This is a genomic window from Mucilaginibacter sp., from assembly GCF_035492695.1.
Classification (GTDB): Bacteria; Bacteroidota; Bacteroidia; order Sphingobacteriales; family Sphingobacteriaceae; genus Mucilaginibacter.
The window spans coordinates 193,359-214,097 of sequence record NZ_DATJJC010000032.1 but is presented as its reverse complement, the minus strand read 5'-3'; the positions used below and the strand labels follow the sequence as shown (position 1 = coordinate 214,097).

At 45.1% G+C, this 20,739-nt stretch carries 16 protein-coding genes; 5 read left to right on the top strand and 11 right to left on the bottom strand.

Features of this window, described 5'->3' with window-relative positions:
• The first annotated feature begins 68 nt into the window (after window positions 1-68).
• Complete coding sequence (locus tag VL525_RS19905; RefSeq protein ID WP_325388947.1) at window positions 69-1,271, top strand: bifunctional 3,4-dihydroxy-2-butanone-4-phosphate synthase/GTP cyclohydrolase II; 1,203 nt, start codon at window positions 69-71, stop codon at window positions 1,269-1,271.
• Here the strand turns inward: VL525_RS19905 and VL525_RS19900 are convergent.
• Complete coding sequence (locus VL525_RS19900) at window positions 1,268-5,749, bottom strand: translocation/assembly module TamB domain-containing protein (RefSeq protein WP_325388945.1); 4,482 nt, start codon at window positions 5,747-5,749, stop codon at window positions 1,268-1,270. The two genes, VL525_RS19905 and VL525_RS19900, sit on opposite strands and share 4 nt — an antisense overlap.
• 180 nt (window positions 5,750-5,929) lie before the next feature.
• Here VL525_RS19900 and tsaD point away from each other — a divergent pair, with 180 nt between their 5' ends.
• Complete coding sequence (gene tsaD, locus VL525_RS19895) at window positions 5,930-6,931, top strand: tRNA (adenosine(37)-N6)-threonylcarbamoyltransferase complex transferase subunit TsaD (RefSeq protein WP_325388943.1); 1,002 nt, start codon at window positions 5,930-5,932, stop codon at window positions 6,929-6,931.
• Between the two features lie 70 nt (window positions 6,932-7,001).
• Here tsaD and VL525_RS19890 read toward each other — a convergent pair whose 3' ends face one another.
• The 4 genes from VL525_RS19890 to VL525_RS19875 are packed head-to-tail and all read right to left on the bottom strand — an operon-like array spanning window position 7,002 to window position 10,918.
• The gene (locus VL525_RS19890; RefSeq protein WP_325388941.1) at window positions 7,002-7,673 is read right to left on the bottom strand and encodes an ABC transporter ATP-binding protein; all 672 of its coding nucleotides are present in this window, start codon (window positions 7,671-7,673) and stop codon (window positions 7,002-7,004) included.
• A gap of 5 nt (window positions 7,674-7,678) precedes the next feature.
• Window positions 7,679-8,932, bottom strand: coding sequence for an ABC transporter permease (locus VL525_RS19885; RefSeq protein WP_325388939.1), 1,254 nt, complete (start codon window positions 8,930-8,932; stop codon window positions 7,679-7,681).
• A 2-nt stretch (window positions 8,933-8,934) separates the two neighbouring features.
• Window positions 8,935-10,032, bottom strand: a complete 1,098-nt coding sequence (locus VL525_RS19880; RefSeq protein ID WP_325388937.1) for an efflux RND transporter periplasmic adaptor subunit — start codon at window positions 10,030-10,032, stop codon at window positions 8,935-8,937.
• A 1-nt stretch (window position 10,033) separates the two neighbouring features.
• The gene (locus tag VL525_RS19875; RefSeq protein ID WP_325388935.1) at window positions 10,034-10,918 is read right to left on the bottom strand and encodes a universal stress protein; all 885 of its coding nucleotides are present in this window, start codon (window positions 10,916-10,918) and stop codon (window positions 10,034-10,036) included.
• 204 nt (window positions 10,919-11,122) lie between these two features.
• On the opposite strand from VL525_RS19875, the gene VL525_RS19870 reads away from it, so the two are divergent.
• Window positions 11,123-11,344, top strand: coding sequence for a hypothetical protein (locus VL525_RS19870; RefSeq protein WP_325388933.1), 222 nt, complete (start codon window positions 11,123-11,125; stop codon window positions 11,342-11,344).
• Window positions 11,345-11,428: 84 nt separating this feature from the next.
• Here VL525_RS19870 and VL525_RS19865 read toward each other — a convergent pair whose 3' ends face one another.
• The 6 genes from VL525_RS19865 to VL525_RS19840 form a co-directional block, all read right to left on the bottom strand.
• Window positions 11,429-11,644, bottom strand: coding sequence for a hypothetical protein (locus VL525_RS19865; RefSeq protein ID WP_325388931.1), 216 nt, complete (start codon window positions 11,642-11,644; stop codon window positions 11,429-11,431).
• A 28-nt stretch (window positions 11,645-11,672) separates the two neighbouring features.
• Window positions 11,673-11,888, bottom strand: coding sequence for a bacteriocin (locus VL525_RS19860; RefSeq protein WP_325388929.1), 216 nt, complete (start codon window positions 11,886-11,888; stop codon window positions 11,673-11,675).
• A gap of 69 nt (window positions 11,889-11,957) precedes the next feature.
• Window positions 11,958-13,595, bottom strand: a complete 1,638-nt coding sequence (locus tag VL525_RS19855; protein ID WP_325388927.1) for a DUF6734 family protein — start codon at window positions 13,593-13,595, stop codon at window positions 11,958-11,960.
• A 170-nt stretch (window positions 13,596-13,765) separates the two neighbouring features.
• Window positions 13,766-14,779 carry a recombinase RecA gene (gene recA / locus VL525_RS19850; RefSeq protein ID WP_325388925.1) on the bottom strand — a complete coding sequence of 338 codons (1,014 nt, stop codon included), beginning with the start codon at window positions 14,777-14,779 and terminating at the stop codon, window positions 13,766-13,768.
• Window positions 14,780-14,954: 175 nt separating this feature from the next.
• Window positions 14,955-15,716, bottom strand: coding sequence for an endonuclease III (gene nth / locus VL525_RS19845; protein WP_325388923.1), 762 nt, complete (start codon window positions 15,714-15,716; stop codon window positions 14,955-14,957).
• A gap of 572 nt (window positions 15,717-16,288) precedes the next feature.
• Window positions 16,289-16,873 carry an RNA polymerase sigma factor gene (locus tag VL525_RS19840; protein ID WP_325388921.1) on the bottom strand — a complete coding sequence of 195 codons (585 nt, stop codon included), beginning with the start codon at window positions 16,871-16,873 and terminating at the stop codon, window positions 16,289-16,291.
• Between the two features lie 328 nt (window positions 16,874-17,201).
• Between VL525_RS19840 and uvrA the strand changes: the two genes are divergently transcribed.
• Together uvrA and VL525_RS19830 are read left to right on the top strand one after the other, a co-directional pair.
• Entirely contained in the window at window positions 17,202-20,159 is a 2,958-nt protein-coding gene (gene uvrA / locus VL525_RS19835) for an excinuclease ABC subunit UvrA (protein WP_325388919.1), read from the top strand.
• A 74-nt stretch (window positions 20,160-20,233) separates the two neighbouring features.
• A complete protein-coding gene (locus VL525_RS19830; protein WP_325388917.1) occupies window positions 20,234-20,635 on the top strand; it encodes a hypothetical protein in 402 nt (133 codons plus the stop codon).
• The last annotated feature ends 104 nt before the right edge of the window (window positions 20,636-20,739 follow it).

Sequence of the window (20,739 nt, the reverse complement as noted above, 5' to 3'; positions counted from 1 at the left end):
ACAAATTATAGACCGTAAATGGATTGCAGATAGGTTAAATTTGCAAAAATACCGCTTATACCAGAGTAATGCTAAATACCATACAGGAAGCCATTGAGGCCATAAAAGCCGGCAAAACAATAATAGTAGTTGATGACGAGGACCGCGAGAACGAGGGTGATTTTCTGACTGCCGCACATAATGCAACTCCCGAGACCATAAACTTCATGATACGCCATGGCAGGGGGCTTGTTTGCGCGCCTATAACCGCGCAGCGGGCACAGGAATTAGAGATCGACTTAATGGTGAGCCATAATACAACTTCGCACGAGACCAATTTTACAGTTTCAGTCGATCTGCTGAAGGGTTGCACAACCGGTATATCGGCATCTGACCGTTCGAGGACGGTTCTATCGCTTATCGACCCGGGTACCGTACCGTCCGACCTTGGCCGGCCCGGGCATATTTTTCCGCTGATAGCTAAGGATGGCGGTGTATTGCGCAGGGCAGGGCATACCGAGGCAGCTATTGATCTGGCAGTATTGGCAGGTTTCGAGCCCGCCGGTGTTATTTGCGAAATAGTAAAGGAAGATGGCGAAATGGCACGCCTGGCCGATCTGTTGCAGATGGCCAAAGACTTCGACCTGAAAATTGTTTCTATAAAAGACCTGATCGAATATCGCCTTACTGCTGAAACACTTATCCATAAGGAAATTTCTGTTAAAATGCCTACCCAATGGGGGGATTTTGATATGATCGCCTATACCCAGCTTGATACGGGCGAACATCACCTGGCACTGGTCAAAGGATCGTGGGAGCCTGATGAGCCGGTGCTGGTACGTGTGCACAGTTCCTGTGTTACCGGCGATATTTTTGGATCATGCCGGTGCGATTGCGGACCGCAGTTGCACAAAGCTATGCAGATGATAAGCGAAGAGGGCAAGGGCGTAGTGGTATACATGAACCAGGAGGGCCGCGGCATTGGCCTTATCAACAAGTTGAAGGCGTATCACCTGCAGGAAAATGGGTTGGATACCGTTGAAGCTAATCTTAAACTCGGCTTTAAAATGGATCAGCGCGATTATGGCATCGGCGCGCAGATATTGCGCAGCCTCGGCGTGTCAAAAATGCGCCTCATGAGCAATAATCCTAAAAAAAGGGCGGGGCTGGTTGGTTATGGGCTGGAAGTTGTTGATAACGTTCCCATCGAGATCACTCCAAACCCGCATAACGAGGCGTACCTGAAAACCAAGCGCGATAAGATGGACCACACCATTTTACTCGATCATTAATTACCGTCCACTGCTTTTGAGCCGGCATTTTCGGCAGGGGTTGGCGGTGGCGGCGACGATGGCGTTACCTTAGGCTCGGGTAACGGATTTACCGGCCGCCTTCTGCCGGGGTGAAATATATTTCGCACAAATTCTCCGAAAGTGTCAAAATCACGCTGATAGATCAAACCGAGTGCATTCACATATTGTGCGTTGTAAAAGTCGAAGTTGGTTTGTGCAGTGTTTAGTATCCTGTAGGAATACCTGGCATTGAGGCTCCCGTTTTTCAGGATCAGGTACTGTGCGCTGAAATCTTTGGAAAGGTTGTTGAAATTCGAATTAAATAGGCTCCCTGCGTTATAAAACAACTGGCCGGTAGGGTCGGTATTGGAGTAAAGGCTTCCGCTTAGTACAACCCGGTCGTGCAAAAGGTGTATCGTCGCGCTGGCGTCGTTGAACGACCTTATGTTAAGGTCCAGGTTCCTGATTGCATTTGAATGCGCTATCAATGAGTTTAACTTCGTAAAAAACAACTCATTTACAGCACTTGTAAGCGCCTGGTTGGTGAACTGCGCATTTCCCGTTCCCGATGAAAAGTTACGGGTAACTATTACACTTAATGCCTGCTGGCTGCGGTTATTGTAATCGTTAAGATAGGTCCCCAGGTCATCCTTTATGCCCGGGTCGGTGGGGAAGGTAAAGTCAAAATCGATAACAGGCAGCAACAACGACTTGGTTAGTATAAGCTCAGCCTGCACCAATACAACTGTAGCATTTGCTTTTGCCGAATTTGAGGTCTGCCCGGCCGCGATATATAGGTTCTGAACATTTGTACGAACCTCATAAATGGCGTGCATGTTGATCTCTGCATTGGTTGGGTCGCCCGTCCACCGGATAGTGCCGCCCTGCGTTACCTGGAAATTTTTACTTACCACATCCTTCGCTACAAATTCAAATTTGCCATTTGTTATCAGGTAGTTGCCATACATGTTAAAATCGCCAAGGCTGCTGATGTTCAGTTTAAGATTATTGGCAGTCCCGGTTCCTTCAAGTTTCCCGTAGCTGGTCGTTATCTTAACTGTCGTTTTTTCATCGACACTAAGGTCGAAATTCAGCGTGATGCCATGAAATGCCCGCGGCCCTTTTACGGCCCTTGCAGTATCATTGGGAGTAACATAACGTATAAACTCATAATCCTCTGCTGTCGACGAGGTGTTCAACGGGATGTTAAACACGGTGCCCGCATTCGTCCTGGCTTTAATATCGATATTCATGTTATCGGTAGGGCCGCTAAAGCTAAAACTTCCGGTTGCATAGGCCGTTCCAAAGTAAAGGTGGTTATCTTTGAACGTTGTATTCAGTGCCATTAGGTTTTTGGCCTCCAGTTTCACTTCAATGTCAGGGTTCGAGAGGTCGTTCAGGTCAACCTTTCCATTCGCGATGCCTTCGCCGCCTTTTGTGTCTTTTAGCGTCATGTTGTCAACAGTGATAACGCTGTTCGCGACATTCAACTTATTGTTTACCGTATATGCCGTTTTTAAGTAATTAACGGTTACACCCGTATTTTCAAGAGTGATGTTTCCATTCAGCTGCGGATCAGCCGGCGATCCCGTCAGTTTCAGGTCCGAAGATATTGTCCCTTTCAGATTTGATACAAGGTCCTTTACAAACGGTTCAAATATGATCGATTCGGTTTGATTCATTTTCAAAGCAAAGTCCAGCGACTCGTCACTGCTTTTTCCCAGCAGGTAGGAGCCGCTTACATCCATCGTTTTAAGCCCCCGGTTAACAATATTCATGTTCACATTTGCCCTTGTCCGGTTACTGTCGAGTGTCGACATGAGCTTCACATCGCCTATCAATGTTTTGTTCATCGTAAAGGAATCGATAGCCAGGTGCGAATCGAATGTTGGCGCCTTGGTTAGCGAAGTTAGAACAACGTCGCCGTTTAACGTGCCCTTCATTTTTACGTTTGCTGCTTTGGTAAGCTGATCGAGCGTTGTCATGCTGAACTTATCAAACTCTACCTTTAACTTGTCAGCCGGGTCGTCCGATATAAAGCCATTGATCTTCACCTTTTGGCCTCCATTCGCCAGTTCAAAACCCGAAACCAATGTTTTGCCGTTCAGGAAACGTACCCTTACCTGGTTATCAATGCGCCAGTTCTGGTGCTCCAATATCACATCTGATGGAAGTATCTTTAAGCGGGCAGTCGTATCCCGTGCAAATTGCACCAGTCCGTAAAGGTCCAGTTGATTTGCTGCGTCTTTATCGGCCAGCTTTATGTTGAAGTTGAGACTGTCTTTTTTCAGGAAATTCGTCACATCAATATTTTTGATGATCAGGCTATCCGTAATATTGATACTGCTCAACGATAAGTTCAGCCCCAGGTAGTCGTTGTTGGTGCTTTCGTCAATAATAAGATCGTGAAAAACAGTACTGCCCAATTGTATGGTCTTCACATACCCGTTAAACACCGCTGTCTTTTTTTCCGAATCGAACTGCCCGATAAAAGTTCCCCTGTCAGGCACTTTTAGATTCGATACAAAAAATGCCAGGAAGGGATCAATATTTTTAACCTGCAGGTTGAACGCAAATTTTTGCGGATTAGGCGGTACGATATCCGTTTTTAACGAGGGGATGTATTTTTTGATAATGGTTTTAAAATAGGAAGGGAGTGTAGCCAGATCGTAATTTCCCTTCAGGCTGCCGTCAGCCATGTCCGATTTCAGCACGATCTCCCGGTTATCGCCAATGCCGCTGGCGGCCAGGTACACCGAATCAACGACATAATTATTACGCGGATCAACTATCCGTAGATTGGATAAAAGGAATTTTCCCTCAGTATTGTTCAGCGTATTACCTGCGAAGTCGGTTTTGATATTACCACTCATGGTGATCGTATCCTTAGCCAGTTTTAACACATACAGGTTGGCATTATTAACATTGGCAGCGAAGTTATAAGCGGGAAGCTTCGAACCAAGATCGGCGCTGCCATTGGCGTCCAGTTGAATATTCCTGTCGTTAATGGTAAGTTCGCCTTTGGCTACTTCCTTTATCAGCGATCCGTTAAAGGTAACATTATTGTAATCGTACGACTTAAAGCGGATGCGGCTTATCTGGGCATTTAGTTTTGTATTTAATGTCTTCAGGTCATCGCCGCTCCCTTTCACATTAGCCGTAAGGCTGGTTCGACCGACAATATCGGTCTCAAGCAGTTTGCCCAGGTCAAAGTTCGACGTAGCTATTTTTCCGCTGTATGATGGTGTGCCTTTTTTGCTTATTTTCAGGTTCAGGTCGGGGTCAAAACGGCCAAGTGCGGTTTTAAAGGTGCCGAAAGCTACAAAGTCGTTTTGTAAACCGGTAAACTTGCCTTTGAAGCTTATTTCGCCAAATTTCGAGATAATGTCGGGCACCCTGGCCCTGGGTTGCCCGCTGAAATTGCTGTAAAGAAAATCCAGATCTCTTTTGTTGGTGGCAACCTGCTCAAAATTAAGCTCCATGAAAGTGTTGTTCCAATCGGGCAATCCTTTGATGTTAAAATCGCCCTTCACATAAGTGGCTTGCCCTCCTGTTATTAACAGGTCTTCCGTCCGCAGGTCATTCACACGCCCCCGTATCCTGCCGTCTATCCCCAGGTCGAATTTGGTCTTGTCTAACCCATCGGCAAAGTACGCTATGTCACTCGAGGATATTTCCGATGTTTTAAAATCCGCATCCATGTAAACACGGTCCTCGATATGGTCGAAATCTTCAAACGACCTAAACTTCATCCGGAAGTAATTCTTCAGGTCGGAATGGTCCGTTTGAATGTGCATATCGCGCACGGCGATCTCGTTGGTATCAACTGTTGCTCGGCCAACAAAGTCCTTTAAATAGAAGCCGCTTTTTTCTTCTTTTAGTGTCAGTTTCCTGATATCACCTTTAAAAATATGATGGACTATATCCATGTCTCGGATCTCGGCGCTGAAATTTTTGACATCGATATCATCAAAATTAACCTGGCGCATCAGGGTATCCACCTTTTGATTCTTGTACCTGAAGTGTAAATTGTTCACCACGATCTTTTCAAAATCAATGGTCCAGGGTTTTCCCGGCTTTTTTACTTTGGTGGTATCAGGCGGCGAATTAAAATAGTCGATGATGAATTTCAGGTTACTGTTCCCGTCCTTTTGCTTTTTGAGGTACACCGAGGCATTGTCAAGCTCGATGAGACTAAGGTCGAGCCGCTTTTGTTTGAGGCTGCTGAAAAGTGTGAAACCGTTTATGGCAACTTCCAGCTTGGGGGTGTTGATGAGCGTATCCTTGTTTTTGTCAAGCACATAGAAACCCTCGAGTACAACGGACGTGAACGGCTTGAGGTACAAACTATTGATGTTGACTTTGGTATGAAGACTGTCAGACAGGGATTGAGCTACTTTTTTGGCGGCCCAGGTTTGCACAGGCTTGTACTGGAACACCAGCAACACAATGCTGAACAACAGCAGTATCACCAGCACAATACCCAGCAGTATTTTAAGTAGTTTTTTAATAACTTTGTCCCAAAAAATTAACGCCCAAAGGTAAAATTCAAAAACGGATAATCTGTTTTACTTTTTTAACATATTAACGATTTTTTCGACTTCAAACAGGAGCCGAAGTTTATTGGGCCACAGCTTTTTGTCTTAATAAATTTTAACGTGCCAGTAATACTCGGAATCGAATCATCCTGCGACGAAACATCAGCATCAATTTGTGTTGATGGCGCCATCCTAAGTAATGTCATCGCCAATCAGACCATTCACGAAGCTTATGGCGGCGTAGTGCCCGAACTGGCATCGCGTGTTCATCAGCAAAATATCGTTCCCGCGGTACAGCAGTCAATACTTAACGCCAAAATTAGCAAAAATGATATTGACGCTGTCGCTTTTACCCGCGGGCCGGGTTTGCTGGGCTCATTATTGGTGGGCGTTTCGTTTGCCAAAGCCTTTGCGCTGGCAAAGGGTTTGCCTCTTATCGAAGTAAATCACATGCAGGCGCATATACTGGCGCATTTTATTGATGACCCGAAGCCTTCGTTCCCTTTCCTGTGCCTTACAGTTTCGGGCGGCCATACGCAGATCGTTTTGGTGAAAGATCATTTTGATATGCAGATCGTCGGCCAGACGACGGATGACGCTGCCGGCGAAGCGTTGGATAAGACCAGTAAAATTCTCGGCCTGCCTTATCCCGGCGGCCCGCTGATAGATAAGAATGCGCGCCTGGGCAACCCTGATGCTTATCAATTTCCCGAGCCGCAGATACCCGGGCTCGATTTTAGTTTCAGCGGGCTAAAAACAGCGATCCTGTATTTTATCAGGGACAATGTTGCCGCCGATCCAAATTTCATTGCTGAAAACATCAACGATATTTGTGCCTCTGTCGAAAAGCGTGTTGTTACGATATTGCTCAATAAGTTAAAGAAGGCTGCCCTGCAATATGGCATTAAAGATGTTGCCCTGGCCGGAGGCGTATCGGCAAACACCGGACTGCGCCAGGGGCTAAAACAATTGGGCGAAGAGATGGGATGGAACACCTTTATTCCTCAATTTCAATATTGCACCGACAATGCAGCTATGATAGCCATTGCAGGGTACTATAAGTACCTGAAAGGTGACTTTACAGGGCAGGATGTGGCGCCGCTGGCGCGAATGCCGTTTTAATTACTGAATTGCCGAGTTATTGATTTATTGAGTTGGTTGCCTGGTAATTAGTAATTCAACAGATCAATAACTATTGAATTTTGCCGTCGGCCATTTCTATCACGCGGTCGGCACCGTTTGCAAAGTCGAGGTCGTGGGTAACCGTCAAAATAGTAATACCCTTATTGTGCGACAGGTCCTTGAAAATATCGAAAACCAACCCCGTGTTCACGCTGTCCAGGTTGCCGGTGGGTTCGTCGGCCATAATTATAGCAGGGTTATTGATAAGGGCGCGGGCTATCGCGACACGCTGTTGTTGTCCGCCTGATAGTTTGCTTGAGGGCTTATGGGCGAAATTATCCATCTGCAGCTGCTTTAACTTTTGCATTGCATTCTCCTCTATCTCTTCCCTGGTGTATCTGCCAAGTTTCATGGCCGGTAACATCACGTTTTCGAGCGCGGTAAATTCGGGTAGTAAAAAATGGAACTGGAATACAAAACCGATATGCTCATTTCTGAAACGGGCAAGTTCGTTCTGGCTTTTACCTGTTACCAGGGTGTCATTGATGCTGATGTTACCTGTATAGTCCGTGTCAAGCGTGCTCAATAAATACAGCAATGTTGATTTTCCGCAGCCTGATTTGCCAATTATAGGCACAAATTCGCCTTTGTTTACAATAAATGATATGTCCTGCAAAACGTGAAAATCTTCCGGTTCACGAAAGTGTTTATTCAAATTTTCAACTTGTAGCGCAGTATTCATACGTACTATCCTCTTAATATGGCGACAGGGTCTATTTTTGATGCCTTAAGCGATGGCATAAGACCCGCAACAAGTGGGGTTATAACGCCAAACATCAGCCCGAAAAAATAATGCTCCGGCCTGAACACAACCGGGAAATATTTAAGGGCAACAAAGTCGCTGGCCGGAAATGGTACTCTCGACAGCGCATACGAGAGCATAAAACCGAGTATTTCACCCATTATGGCCCCAAAAATCCCGATGAACAACGATTGGCTCAGGAATATCTGAACGATGTCCTTCCCGGCAAAACCTTGCGCCTTTAGTATTGCAATATCCTTCATCTTATTATTGATGGTCATGTTCATGATATTGTAAATGCCAAACCCTGCTACCACCAGCAAAGTGAAACTCACCACGTACGTCAGTGTATCCCGCACGATGTTAGAAGCCATTACCGATGAATTAGCAGTTTCCCAGTCGTCCGATTTATAATTGTATTTTTTCGCCAGTTCTTTTGCTTTGGCGCGGGCCAGTTTGTTGCTTCGCAGCTTAATGTTGATGTCGGTAATGTAGTTTCTGTCCTCGCCCATTAATTGCTGCACATTGGCAAGGTTAACGTAGCTGCGGGTATTATCAATGGTGCTTATGCCGATAGCGAACAAACCCACTACCCTGAAACTCATAGTATTGCCGGTGGGTGTTGTCAGCGTTACCATGTCACCCATGCTCAGATTTAACTTATCGGCAAGCCCCTTACCCATAATAATGCCTTTATCGGCACTCAACAGGTTTTCGGGCACACCGCTGGTCATTTTGCCGGCCAGGTCAAATATCCTGGCCTCGTCAGCTATGTTTACGCCTTCGATGGAGCCATTGATCTGCACCGGGCCGTAGTTGTAAAATACTTGCGTGCTCAGAAAAGGCGATACATAGGTAATATCGGGGTCCTTAATCAGGTTGCCGATAATACCGGCGGCATCTTTTATATTCAGCTTAACCTGTTTTGGTTTTGGGTGATGAACAACGACCAATGAGCTTTTATCCCCGAAGTATTCTCCCGCAATGGATACGGAATAGTCCGTTTTGATGTCGTTATAGATGTGAATGTCGGGGGTAGATGATAGCATCGTGTCCTCAAGGAACTGGTTTACCCCTACCATGAAGCTGATCATCAGGATAAACATTGCAATGCCGAAAGTAACACCGAGCATGGCTACAAGCGTTTGCTTTTTATTGGCCATCAGGTGCCTTTTTGCTATGAGGCTATCTACAAGCATGGCTATTTGGCCGTTGGTACAACAACTTCCGATGCTCCGTCAAGGCCACTCAAAACCTCTGCTTCATCAAGTGTGCGAATGCCTGTTTTGACCGCGATGGATTTTACGTGGCCGTCCTGCATCACTTTCACACTATCGCCGCTGAATAAAACCTTGCTGGGTATAACTAAAACCTGCTGTTTACGCTGGATGATAATGTTGGCCTCTACCGAAGTGTGTATATAGGGCTGGCTGTCATTCCCAGTAAAAACCGCATCGGCACGGAACGTCTGGTCAGCCTCATTCATAGTGGGATACAGGCGGATCACTTTGGCCCTGAAAATTTTATCGCCTGTGGCGTCGGTCTTAAGGAGCACTTCCTGTCCCTCTTTTACCCGGTCTATGTCCTGCTGGTCTATTGCCAGGCGTATCAACCTGTCTGATGACTTGCCCAGCAACGCCAGCGCCTCGTTAGCACGTACCGCCTCGCCCTTCTCCTTCAACATCTGGTAAATAGTACCAGCACTTTCGGCCCGTATAATGTAATTGTTAAGATCGTTTTGCGCAGCAGCCACCTGGCTTTGGGCATTTTTTAGTGCGATGTTAAGGTCGTTAATGGTCGAATAATATTTTTCGCCGGCTGATCTTTTTTCATTCAGAGATGTGCGGTATAGTACCAGCGCGTTGTCCAGCGCGCTTTTTGTGCCCACATTCTGCTCCCACAAATTTTTAAGCCGCGCGTATTGCACCGAGTCGTTACTGAATTTGATGGCGGCATTTTGCATGGTTAATTTCAGATCACGTAAAATTCTTGAGTCGGGTGAAAGATTTTGACGGGCCGTCTGGTACGAAAGGGTAGCTGCATCCAATTTTGCCGCCTGCGCGGTGCTGTTGATCAGGTAAAGCACCTCACCCTTTTTTACCATATCGCCCTCCTTAACCAGCTTTTTGATCACTGTGCCGGGGTTTAGCGCGTAAACGGTGTATTCACTGTCGGCCATTATCTTACCCGATGCATATACCGTTTCGATGATGTTCTTTTTCTGCGGATGGATGGTCCCGGTACTGCTACAGCCTGCTATTATCAATACCGCCGCAGCAAAAAGGAAGGCTCTGATCATATCAAATTAAGGGCATGGAAACCGCAGGGTAAGGGTAGACCAGCAAAGGGATATCAACCCGGCCGGCAATTTTTTTCGTTACGCTTGGTCTGAATAATAATTCGAACATCGTGCTTTTCCGGTGTACCATTACAAGCAGATCAAACTTAATATTTTCGATCAGCCATTCCAAGCCCTTTTTTACATTACTACCCGGGACGCTTTTAAATGTGATTTTCCGGTAATCAACGTCGTGCTCAATATCATCCATAAACAGGCGGACAGCTGCGTTATGCTCGCTGTCAAGCGGGTTGTCCGGATTTACGTTGGTTATGGTTATTTCTGCACCGAATTTTTCGGCCAGCTTGGACAGCGATTTTACATACTCAACGTCGGTATAGGTAATGTCGGTGGCGAAGGCTATCTTTTCTATATCGCTTAAAGGCGTTTTTTCCGGGACAATAAGCACCGGGGTATTAGCTGAACCGATTACCTGGCGGCAGTTATTGCCAAACATAAACGCTGATATTTCATCCGAACCGTGAGTAGCCAGTACGAGTAAGGAAATATCGCCATTTTCCTCCAGGCCGGTAATATTGTTCGCGATGGAACCTTCATCACACTGATAGGATACCGCCGGCAGGAAAGTGCCGGGGAAATGGTCCTCCTTCAACTCTGCTTCCAGTTTTTTTGCCAATGCCTTTAAGGTTTTTTCGGTATCGCTTTTTATCTCGTTATAATCAACCATCGGCCATGCTACCTGCGCAGCCATGGGCGTATCCGAAGGAACCAGAAAGGCATTATACAAAAGGATATTGGCTTTCACCTTTTTAGCCAGGTGTAAGGCATATCTTGCGGCATGCTCTGCCCGGGCAGAGAAATCGGTAAGTACGGCTATCGTCTTCATGCTATTCCTTATTATTTAACAGCGTAAAGTTGAACAAACCGCGACGGTCAAAAAATGAGGCTTATCATAAAGAAGCCTGACCGTGGTCAGGTAGTAATATTTGAAGGGCTGAATTATTGTACTATTGATTTACTGATTGTCGGGGTTATTTATACTTTTGCAGTTCAATATTTTAAATAAATAATTCATTTAATCCATAAGTAGTTGAGCGCCCCGTCAATCATTTTCTTTTCGGTATTCGTACTGCCCCTTGTAGCTTTTTTGATCTGGCTCATGCGCCAGGACAAGCGTAAAGGTATCACCGGTATTATTGTGGTGGTAATTTTAGTGGTGGCAGGAATAGTATATACTTATCTCACCAGGGAGCAGGCCAACAAGCAGCGCATCGAACAATCAGGCACAGCAGTGCCGCACAAGGACAGTTAAATCAAGTCGGTCGGCAGGTGATCGTTTTTTGAGAGAAGAGAAATAACAAAGGCTGCAGCAGGCAGCCTTTGTTATTAAAAAATATCAGGCGCAATACAGAAAAGTACCATGCCCTGTAGCCGAACAATACGCTGGCTGACAGCCAATCTGGCTGCTGCCAGCAACAGGGAATGGGCCGGCCCAGCCGCCACTACAATAAGTTTGTGTGTAGCCAACACCGCCTGCAATTTGTTTCATTTCTGCTTTTGACAATTCTTTTTTCAGGCTCAGTTTGCCTGTTTGGTTAACTTTCTTTTTCATAATAAATGGTTTTTAGTTGATTGTGAATTTATGCACAGTAAAGGAAATTTCCGTGATGGGCCGGATAGCAATACCCGGGCTGGCAACCTATTACCATGCTTCCGGCGACAGGGAATGGCCCTCCCGACCCAGCTCCGTCACAATAGGTTTGCTGTGTAAGGCCACCTGTAACTTGTTTCATTTCATTTTTGGTTAACTCTTTTTTCAGGCTGAGCTTGCCGATGGGTTTTGATAGGTTTTTCATTACTTTCAGGCTTAACTTTCGGTTTAATAAATGTAAGCAAATATTAACCAATAATGCAAATTAAATTAATTATTCATTAATTACTAAAAGCATATTTGAGTATAGCAAGTGCTTTAGGCTATCCAATAGAAGCTTTTTGTAGGTGTCATAATCATTTTCAATTTCCTCTTCCGGAAAATATTCTTTTACTTCCTCCAAAATGTCAGCAATTTTTTTCCTGGTTTTAGTCATTGAGAAAATTATATCGTCTATATCGTCCATGTAATATTCTTTAATGTTCAGAGTTAGTATGTCGGGTAGCATCATTACTGATATGGGCGAGTCCGGCTCAATGAAATTTCTTTCTATCATGCCAGGTATTTCATCCGGGTGGTTAAATTCCCACATCCGCCCCAATTTTAGGCGGGTGCAATTTTGGGTCCTGGTAACTTCGAGTTCCAGGATTTCACTTTCAGTTAACGAAAAACCGGCTTGGGTTCGCTTGTAAGCTTTAAGGTCATCATTGTATAGCATTTGAATGTTGGCGGTTTTACGGTAATGCTTTTTTAACAAGCTTTTATGCTTTAACTCCAGCCTGAATATTTCAGCCAGGCAAGTTTTTTCATGTTTCGTTATTTCATGTAGCGATTGAATAGCCAAAAGGCCGCTTTCGATCTGCTCATCTCCAATCTCACTTTTTTCCCGGCCGTGTTTTTTCTCCAGGTAATTAATGGCTGCTTTTGTGCGGATAAATACAGGCTGTGCAATCGCCGGTTTTCCGGGCCTTGATTGTAGCGCCGGCAGCTCCAGCCCAGGCGAATAATATACCGCCGATCTCATCGTGTTGGTTTTATCCCGCACCAATTCGATGATACGGTAATAATACTCCGGGTAATGACGCCGCAGCATTTTTGCCACATGGTCGCATACGTGGGGGTATTTTTTGAACCCGCCGACAGGGTGCGCCATCTCCGTCCTGGGGTAATCCTGAAATTTGATATAATCCTTAAAAACCGGGCTATCTACCGCGCCCTTAAAATAAGCTATAGGTATTTGTTCGATCTCGGCAAGCTTGCAAAAAAGAAATTGTTCGAATATAAAATTCAGATTGCCTGTTGGTAATTTATCCAGCGCATCGGTGTTTTTATCAATCAGGTCAAAAGCTTTTGTACAGTAGGTTTTGATGAAAGCCAGGTTATTCCCGCCAAGGAGGCCCGCATTACTGGCATAAACTGGTCTGTTTTCATAGTTCGTTCTTAAAAACTCATGGGGGATATAGCTAAAGCATTTATTGACTTCGTCCAGCGCAATACGGTAAAAGGCCAGGTCATCGTCCAGGTTCTGGGCAATTAACGGTGAGTTTAGCAGATCGTCGTGTGGTTTGTGCCACAGGAATACATCACCATCCAAGTGAAGGAATGGCTCGGTTTGAATGCTGTAAGTATAAATTTTTGCCAAAGCCCATAGATGCGGGTTATAATTATCCAGGCGATTTTCCAGTGCAGTCGAAACGGTAGTATACGGCAATTGCAGTCGGTCAACCAATAATTCCTTTCCTTTTAGGTCGGTTACCAGGTCAACCTCGCCGAATATTTTTTTTGCCAGCAGGCAGCTGAGTGCCCAACTCATCCAGTGATATTCCGGTGAACGCCAGCCGGCTTTCATTGTGATAATATTGTCTTTATCCGCGCCTGAGGGGCCGGTCCAAAAGGTTTGAAGGAATTTCATTCAGAAATTTTTAAGCAATATATTGTTTTATAGTTAATATTGGAATTGCTCAAAAATAAAAAAGCCTCTCAAATCGAGAGGCTTTTCATATAATCACGTATTAAGAATCAATGTACCGATTCCGGTAATCGGTGGAATCACAAATAATCGATGTAATCTTAAAAATAAAATTACGCAGTTTCTACGGGTAGCTTTTCGCCGGTCACAGTTTCTTTTATCTTCGCTTCCAGTTCTTCCATCAATTCGGGGTTATCCAGCAGCAATTGTTTAACCGCGTCGCGGCCCTGTCCTAATCTTGCATCGCCGTAGCTAAACCATGAGCCCGCTTTTTTGATGATGTTATAATCCACTCCCAGGTCGATGATCTCGCCGGCTTTTGAAATGCCTTCGCCAAACATAATATCGAATTCAGCAATACGGAAAGGCGGAGCAACTTTGTTTTTCACAATTTTCACCTTTACGCGGTTACCTGATACCTCGTCGGTATCCTTGATCTGCGAGATACGGCGTATATCCAAACGAACCGAAGCATAAAACTTTAAAGCATTACCACCGGTAGTAGTTTCGGGATTGCCAAACATCACACCTATCTTATCGCGCAACTGGTTGATGAAGATACAGCAGCACCCGGTTTTGCTGATGGTGCCGGTAAGCTTACGCAATGCCTGCGACATTAAACGCGCCTGCAAGCCCATTTTACTGTCGCCCATTTCTCCCTCGATCTCACCCTTAGGTACCAAAGCGGCGACAGAGTCGATCACAATAATATCAATAGCTCCGGAACGGATCAGGTTATCAGCAATTTCCAGAGCCTGTTCACCATTATCCGGCTGCGAGATCAAAAGATTCTCTACATCAACCCCAAGTTTTTTGGCATAAAAGCGGTCGAAAGCATGTTCCGCATCGATAAACGCAGCGATGCCGCCTTGTTTTTGCGATTCGGCAATGGCGTGTATGGCCAGCGTAGTTTTACCCGACGATTCAGGGCCATATATTTCAATTACCCTGCCTTTGGGCAAACCGCCCACACCTAATGCTATATCTAGGCCGATAGAGCCGGTGGATATCACGTCGATAGATTCGATTGCGGTATCGCCCAGTTTCATGATGGTGCCTTTACCGTACGATTTCTCCAGCTTATCTAGGGTAAGCTGCAATGCTTTTAATTTCTCTGAGCTGCTCATTCTTTTTATGTTTCGGATAGCAAACGTAAAAAATATATTTTACAAATGCTAATTTTTTTAGTAATTATTTTTTAGTCCGGAAGTCGGAAAGACCGAAAGTCCGGAAGATTGATTTAGGGGTAATTATAATCTGTTATAACCGATAAGTCAAACTTAATCAACTAAACTAAGGCGGTCAAATATCTTTATCCACACTGCGTTTCTTCAATTCTTTGGCAATGATGTCCAGTTGTTTCTTCTTCTTTTGCGCTTTTGCTTTTTGGATTTTGGCAGCGTCAGCGCGTTTTAACGCAGCTTCGGTGTTATTGCGTTCATAGTAACGGCAAAACCAGCTTATAGGGCATATGGCGCATTTGGGGTTGCGCGCCACACAAATATAGCGCCCATGCAATATCAGCCAGTGATGGGCAAACCGCAGGGTTTCCTTTGGCAGATATTCGGTCAGTTGCTTCTCAACAGCCAGCGGAGTTTTTGCGTTAGTTGTAAGCCCGATACGATCGGCCACCCTGAACACATGGGTATCAACGGCCATTGCCGGTGCTTCATATACTACCGAAGCGATCACGTTCGCTGTCTTGCGGCCCACGCCGGGCATTTTCTGCAATTCATTGATATCCGAAGGTACCTCGCCATTAAAAACATCAACCAGCATTTTAGCCATGCCGACCAAATGTTTCGATTTATTATTCGGATAGCTTACACTCCGGATATAGTCGAAAACCTCTTCCGGTGTTGATGCTGCCAATGATTCGGGCGTCGGGAAATGTTCGAACAGTGCAGGGGTAACCTGGTTAATACGCTTATCGGTACATTGTGCCGAAAGAATAACCGCGATCAGCAATTGGAAAGGATTTCCGTAATGCAATTCGGTTTCAGCATCGGGTTGATGGGTGGAAAAATAATCGACAAAATGGCGGTAACGTTCGGCGCGGAGCATGTGCAAAAGTACGAAGTCCTGAGTCTAAAGTCTTAAGTCAAATGAAAAAGTCCGGAGCGAAAAATCATTGACTTTCGGCTCCGGACTTAAGACTTTCGACTTTAAATATCTAACGCGAACTTTTGGAGTAATCCAAAATGTTGTGAATCGTTTGCAGACTCGGATTTCTCTTCAGCAAATCCAAATCCGTACGCAGCGAGTTGAAAAATATCAAATCATCCGCTTCCAAATTTTCTGTGGCATTCGTTCCCTTCATAGCCGCCGTGTTAGAAGTTTCATTTAAAGTAGTTGTTGTAGAGGTTTCATCCATACGCTTTCAAATTCCTTAATGTGGTTTATATTTTGGATTTTATAATATTGATAACGACTGCATAAAGATAATATTTTATTGAAGATGAAATTTAGATGAAATTTTTTTCATTTTCAAATAAGCACCATTTTATTTCGCTGTTAACAAGGGTATAAACGACAAAAAGGCCACAGATATTGTAAAATCAAACTTTTACAATATCTGCAACCTTACAAAGGCGACCAACAAATCCCCTTTTGAACGGAGATTTAGCGGAAGTTTATTAATTTTTCAGGCTCAATTCCTTGCTTTGCATCATTTTGCGCAGGTTATTCAGCGCGTAACGCATACGGCCCAGGGCGGTATTGATACTTACATCGGTAACGTCGGCTATTTCCTTAAAGCTCATATCGCCAAAGTGGCGCATGATCAGCACTTCCTTTTGCTCGGCGGGCAACAAGTGAATCAATGCCTTCAGGTCCCGGTGTGTTTGCTCGCGCACCATCCGATCCTCCGTGCTTTCATCATAATGACCCAATACCTCGAAAATATCAAAGTCATCACCGTTATTAATTACAGGCGTGCGCTTTTCGCGCCTGAAATGGTCTATTACCAAATTGTGTGCTATACGGGTTACCCAGGGCAGGAATTTACCTTCCTCATTGTATTTTCCGGCACGTAACGTGTTGATTACCTTGATGAAAGCATCCTGGAAAATATCTTCGGCAAGGTACTCGTCCTTAACCAATAAATATATGGAGGTGTAAATTTTTGCCTGGTACCGGCGGATCAGTTCGACAAGCCCTGCTTCTTCTCCTGCTACATACAGATGGATTAGATCCTGATCACTTTTCAATTGAAAATCCATAGACTTCTACTTTAAACTAAATTCTTGATCGTTAATTGATAAAGTAGAATTTTGCGCTATAGTGATCCTCTCTGTTAATAAATTGTTACTCAAATAAAACGATTTATAGGATGAAAAACAAATAATATTTTAGTTATACCCCAAAAATGAACGGAAACGAATGATATTTAACATTTTTTAACAATTGAAATTTATTTTCAAACTGTTACGGCAACCCGCTGGTTTATCTTATAAAAGTATTACAATCAGACCACTAAAGCATTTGGAAAGTGCTAATTTTTTTAGGATTTTTGCACTCGCAAAAAAGTAGGTAGATTGTTGACAAAGTATGAGCAAAGAAGCAGAGAAAGACCCCCAATACAATATTATTATCAAAGGCGCGCGGGTGCACAACCTGAAGAATATGGATGTGGCTATACCCAAAAACAAGCTTGTGGTTATTACCGGTATGTCGGGTTCGGGCAAATCGTCCCTCGCTTTTGATACTTTGTATGCCGAAGGGCAACGCAGGTACGTAGAGAGCCTTTCGAGCTATGCCCGCCAGTTTTTGGGGCGGATGAACAAACCCGATGTCGACTATATTAAAGGTATTGCACCGGCTATCGCCATCGAACAAAAGGTGATCACTTCCAATCCCCGCTCAACCGTAGGGACATCGACAGAGATATATGACTACCTGAAATTGCTTTTCTCGCGTATCGGCAAAACTATTTCGCCTGTGTCGGGACAGATCGTTAAAAAGGACTCGGTTACTGATGTGGTGAATTTTGTATTGTCCCTGCCGGATGAAACGCAGGTTACTATTCTATGCCCCCTGCACCCTCATAACAACCGCAGCCTGAAAGAGGAACTGGCCGTGTTGCTGCAAAAAGGCTTTGTAAGGGTAGAGTACAATGGAAGTATCTCCAGGATAGAGTCGATACTGGAAGACGAGTCGGTATTAAATGAATCGCTTGAGCCGAAAGCGGAAAGCAAAAAGCAAAAGGCAGCAGGGAAAGAGCCCGCCAACCACCTTGCGCCAGGCGCCACGCCGGTTTTTATCGTCATCGACCGCGTTACTAAAAACGAAACGGATGAAACCATAAGCCGCCTTGGCGACTCGATACAAACAGCTTTTTTTGAAGGTAAGGGCGATTGCTATGTAAGGTATAAAACACCTGAAGATGCCCCTCTTAAATCCTCCCCGGAAGGGAGGACTTTAGAAAGCGGAGAAACAGAAAACTTTTTCTGTGACCGGTTTGAGCTGGATTGTATAGCTTTTGAGGAGCCTACGCCAAACTTTTTCAGCTTTAATAATCCCTACGGCGCCTGCAAACGCTGCGAGGGCTACGGAAAGATCATCGGCATTGATGAGGACCTGGTGATCCCAGACAAAAGCAAGACAGTTTATGAAGGCGCCATTGCCCCATGGCGCGGCGAAAAGATGCGTGAATGGAATGATGCTTTAGTGAAAAGCGCTTTAAAATTCGATTTTCCTATCCATCGCCAGTATAATCACCTGACCGAAGAACAGCAACGCCTGCTTTGGACCGGTAACCAATATTTCCGCGGATTAGATGCCTTCTTTAAAGAACTGGAGGAACAGACCTATAAGATACAATACAGGGTCATGCTTTCCCGCTACCGCGGAAAAACTACCTGCCCTGAATGTAAGGGCAGTCGTTTGCGGCAGGATGCATCTTATGTGAAGATCAATGGTAAATCCATCACCGATATTGTATTGATGCCATTGGATAAGGCATACCAATTCTTTTTTAATATCGAGCTCGAACCGCGCGATCAGAAAATAGGCAAACGGCTTTTGGAGGAAATAACCAGTCGCCTTGGCTTTTTGAATAATGTAGGCTTGAGCTATTTGACGCTCAATCGTTTGTCGAACACTTTATCAGGTGGTGAGTCGCAGCGCATCAACCTGGCAACTTCCTTAGGAAGCAGTTTGGTTGGTTCTGTTTATGTATTGGACGAACCGAGCATTGGCTTACATCCACGCGATACGCAGCGATTGATAACCGTTTTGAAATCGCTGCGCGATGTCGGTAATACCGTTTTGGTAGTGGAGCACGAAGAAGAAATTATGCAGGCTGCCGACCATATTATAGACATTGGTCCGGCTGCCGGTACCCATGGCGGCGAACTGGTATTTTCCGGCACCTATGATGAGATCATCGATGACGACAACAGCCTTACGGGCCGTTACCTGGCCCGCAAGGAACAGATAGCCATCCCAACGCATCGCCGTAAATGGAATGATTTTGTAGAGATAAAAGGCGCCCGTGAGAACAACCTGAAACACGTGAGTGCTAAATTCCCGTTAGGTGTATTGACGGTGGTGACCGGGGTGTCCGGCTCTGGTAAAACCAGCCTGGTAAAACGCATACTGGCTCCGGCACTTCAAAAAGCGCTGGGCAATTACACCGGCGAGCAAACCGGGTCGTACGATGAACTGGCGGGCGATTATAATAAGGTAGAGCAGGTTGAACTGGTGGATCAAAACCCGATAGGACGGTCATCGCGATCAAACCCGGTCACTTACGTAAAAGCATGGGACGAGATACGTAACCTGTTCGCTGCGCAGCCTGCTGCGAAAGCAGCGGGGTTAAAGCCGTCGGCATTCTCCTTTAACGTAGAGGGCGGTCGCTGCGATGTTTGCCAGGGCGAGGGCGAGGTGAAGATAGAGATGCAGTTTATGGCGGATATATTCCTTACCTGCGAAACCTGCGGCGGCAAACGGTTTAAGCAGCATATCCTGGATATAACCTATAATGACAAAAATGTTTCCGATGTGCTGAGCATGACCATCGACGAAGCTTTAGAATTTTTCAGGAAAGAGCCGAAGATACTGAGCAAAATAAAACCTTTGGTTGATGTCGGTTTAGGTTATGTGCAATTGGGTCAATCGTCCAATACCCTATCGGGCGGCGAGGCGCAGCGTATCAAACTGGCGTCGTTTTTGGTGAAGGGCAATAACTCCAATAAAACACTTTTCATTTTCGACGAACCGACTACAGGCCTGCATTTCGACGATATCAAAAAGCTGCTGAAATCATTTGACGCCCTGCTGGAACATGGGAATACTATCATCGTTATCGAGCACAATATGGATGTGATCAAATGCGCCGACTGGGTGATCGACATCGGTCCCGAAGGGGGCGACAACGGCGGCCAGGTGGTTTTCGAAGGTGTGCCCGAGGATTTGATCAAAGAAAAAGATTCGTACACGGGTGAGTATTTAAAGGAACGATTTTTGCCGCCCGGCGTGCAGAGGGAAAAGCATTTGGTAGGGTAGTTTAAAATTAATCACTCAGGGATAAAATTTTAAATGAAAGGCAACCTTCATTAACAGGTAACTGTAATGCCTGCATGAAACATTTACTACGCACCCCCATTATTTTAGCCGCAGCCGTTTGCTTGATAGTATCCTGTAAAAAAGAGAAACACGCGCCCGCTCCTGTGCCGACAAGAACATTGAAATTCATTCTGTACACCGACAAGGACTTTTCTGATGACGATCACAACATCAGCTTCTCTTTGCATATCAGTAATGGCAAATCGGCCCCATTTGATTCGACTGTAGCCATGTTTAAAATAAAAGACATTCCGCATAAGGCAAACCAGTTGGTTTTTGAAAAAAGGGTGCCGGATGACGGTACTACCTTAACCGTCGGGTTTGTTTATACCATCGAAGGTATCGGCGTGGGGTGGCGCCTGGATACCCTTGGCGCAAATCAAAAATCCAAGACGGTTGAATACCCGTTTGAGTAGCAGCAGAAGCTGGATGCGGGATAGTTAATGATCGTTAATCAAAAGCGGGGCTTGATTTTCACATTCCCGGTTTTGTTTATGGTTAACACGCCTATTTTGTAACT